The sequence below is a fragment of the Microcystis sp. M165S2 genome (assembly GCF_020245885.1).
Classification (GTDB): domain Bacteria; phylum Cyanobacteriota; class Cyanobacteriia; order Cyanobacteriales; family Microcystaceae; genus Microcystis.
The window spans coordinates 1-2,711 of sequence record NZ_JADBTZ010000006.1 but is presented as its reverse complement, the minus strand read 5'-3'; the positions used below and the strand labels follow the sequence as shown (position 1 = coordinate 2,711).

2 protein-coding genes are annotated in these 2,711 nt (G+C 41.1%); both read right to left on the bottom strand.

Translation table 11 applies throughout. The annotated features are described in order from the left end of the window. Nucleotides 1-517 precede the first annotated feature (517 nt). Nucleotides 518-1,180 (bottom strand): hypothetical protein, encoded by a 663-nt coding sequence (locus IM479_RS00285; protein WP_287684578.1) that lies wholly within the window; start codon nt 1,178-1,180, stop codon nt 518-520. Between the two features lie 44 nt (nt 1,181-1,224). Then, nucleotides 1,225-2,436, bottom strand: a complete 1,212-nt coding sequence (locus tag IM479_RS00280; RefSeq protein WP_287684579.1) for a GUN4 domain-containing protein — start codon at nt 2,434-2,436, stop codon at nt 1,225-1,227. Between the last annotated feature and the right edge of the window lie 275 nt (nt 2,437-2,711).

The following is a 2,711-nucleotide window of genomic DNA, read 5'->3' as shown; positions in this document are numbered from 1 at the left end:
GAAAACGGACGGGTCGAAAGTGTCAGACTTAAGCAATTAAGCGTTTTTCGCTATCTGCGTCAACCCCGTTGACGCGACCACCCTAAAAAAGTGGCGTGGTGAGGAATCGCCGTCCGTTTTACGGCGGCGAGGATGTCAAATTATTTCACCTCATTTTAACATATCAATCTGACAGGGGGACAAGAACCCTGAAATCGATACATCATAAGCTTTCTAGAGCTTTTGATCGAATAAGTTTTCCGCACTGGCTCTCATCTATCGATAAAATTCTTAGTAAGCTTGCTCCCATCCCTGATTCTTTCGTTAGCTTTTTGCTCGTCATCGATCTATTTTTGGCGAGAGAAGCTAGAAGCTTGTGTGGTCAAAGCTTCTAGCTTGCTTGTCCCCCTGTCAGCTATTGAGTCCAACGAAAGTACCTTTGCGATTTTCATCACTAGGGAAATCGCAAAGGTTTTGAGTCATATAATATCAAATAAAAGCCTTTTCTAGTAGGGCTTTTACCTATATTGAGCGAACCCTATTTTCTAACATTGGGATAAGATGGACATTCATAGACTGTTACTTCGTACTTATCCTTCCAATCACAGCTGGCGCGATTACCCGGACAAACATACTTGGTTCTTGGTTCTTTATTCCTTTCTTCAACAATGGTTGTTGTTTCCACGTATGCCGTGAAGGTTCCCTCGTCAACTATTGTGTTTTTTTCCTTAATTTTATAATCGAAATCGTTTTCTCCCTGTCTGACGATTAGATATAGTCTATCGTGTCCAGGGCCGATGGTTATCTCGGTAATTTCGGAGCCTCTGCCCCGGCTATAATCTCGATCGGTGAAGGGAAAAGGATCGCTCGCCACTCCCCGGCTAACATTTCTAACAATAACCCTTCTGTCCCGACTCGGAGGGAAGGCTGTGGAGGTAAAGCTTGCTTTTACTATACCTTTGGAAGACCCCGGGCATTCACCGGTGTATCGGTACATGGGAATCACCAATCTGTTGAGAGAGGGACTTCCTATTATTTCCAAACCAACTTCCGGCGATTCCGTTTGCTTATTTTGTTGTTGTTGGTTGGTGGTGATAATTGGCGGGTAAATATTAACGGCTTGGGTATTTGACGGCAGACAAGCTAGGCAGAAACTTAGGCTGAGAAATTTCAGAGGTGAAATGAAACCGTTATTCATCATAATTGGGGTTCAGATTCGCTTGAGATTATATTCTCTATAATACCTTAGTCTATAAGACTTAGAGCATCGCATTTTTCCAATCGGTTAAGGAATGTTCCAAAGTCGGAAGCAGCAAGAAGTTTATAGGATGGCAAGTGACCTCTTTTAGCTTCAAGACTGTAGTTGGGGGGATCGGTCAATGGTCCTTCATAGCCACGCCGCCATCCTACCCTCTCTTCAAATTGCTTATAGTCATTTTTAACTCCTTTCCAGATTTCCCCCTGAACGCTAAAGCCAAAACGTCCATTGGAATATTGCACCCAAAGTCGATTAATAATCTTCAGGTCAGAACAGGACAGATTGTTGATGATGTTTCCATTAAAATAGGTTTGATCTGTACCTCGAAGCATTAGTTTTTTCGTTTCGGCTTCGGCCTGCTGCCAATTTTCTTGTTCGAGAAGACTGTGAAGTGTCTGAAAGAGAAGATTATCGGGCAGCGGGGTAGCTCGACAGTCGGTCACTACTTGGATATTTTGCCAGTTTGCATAAAGATTAATAGGAACGGATAAAAATTCTATAACTTGTATGTTAGGATCTCTTTTGCCACCTCCCCCATTGATTCCTACCAAACAGCCGTTTTCGTGTAATAGTGGACCGCCACTCATTCCGGGTAAAAGTTCGAGTTTATGGGCAATTTGATATCCCCCTGCGGCTTTTCTGTCAACACCAAGTACATTCCCAGGACCGAAAAATCTCGCACGTCGATCTCGGCTAGTTTGGCTGGGTACTGCCCAACCAAATACATAAACTTTACTTGAGCCAGATAGCTGTTCTGCATTACCTATTCTGACAGTTTCGTACTCTATTGTACTAAAAAACTTGAAAATTGCTAAATCAGCATTCGGATGAATTTTTACCGAGGAAATTTCACTTATATATTGTTGTCTGTCAGAAGTTTCAACGCGATATCCAGTAGAGTTGGGCATCGGTTCGGGAGTTAGCTTATTTTCTTGATCGCAGAATTTTGAATTGAGAAACACATGGCAGTTAGTCAGGACAGTATATAAGTATCCTTCCTGTCCTTTAAATATATATTTTTGTTTCTGAACAATTGCTCCAGTACCTGGATTATTACCGTCTATTCTAATTATTTTGACTGTAGTTTGTTTGGCGATTTCTTCAACTTCTCTTTGGGAGAGAGCTAATAAACTTTGCTGAGTTAATGAAACCGCTATTAATCCAACAATAAGTGAGCTTATTGGTGCTAATATTTTCATCTATTTATCAGATATTACTTTAATAATTTGTTCGCTGGGGATTGCCCAACTTGAGTTATTGATTAGAGTCTGCAAATCCGGCGATGGTTGAGAACCATCTTCATAATTATCGGAGTTTTCCCACAAAACCGGATGGGGAGCATCTCACTTATGCAATGAGTATTAATACTTATAGATGTCAACAACTAGAAAATCTTCAACTTGATCACAAAGAGAAATGAGATTATAATAGTTATAACTGACAATTCAGAATATATCTCGATGGGAGGAATAAT

What these genes read in the sequence shown, in the direction of transcription:
- IM479_RS00280 (WP_287684579.1), bottom strand. Translation starts at nt 2,436, where the DNA reads ATGAAAATATTAGCACCAATAAGCTCACTTATTGTTGGATTAATAGCG.
- IM479_RS00285 (WP_287684578.1), bottom strand. Translation starts at nt 1,180, where the DNA reads ATGATGAATAACGGTTTCATTTCACCTCTGAAATTTCTCAGCCTAAGT.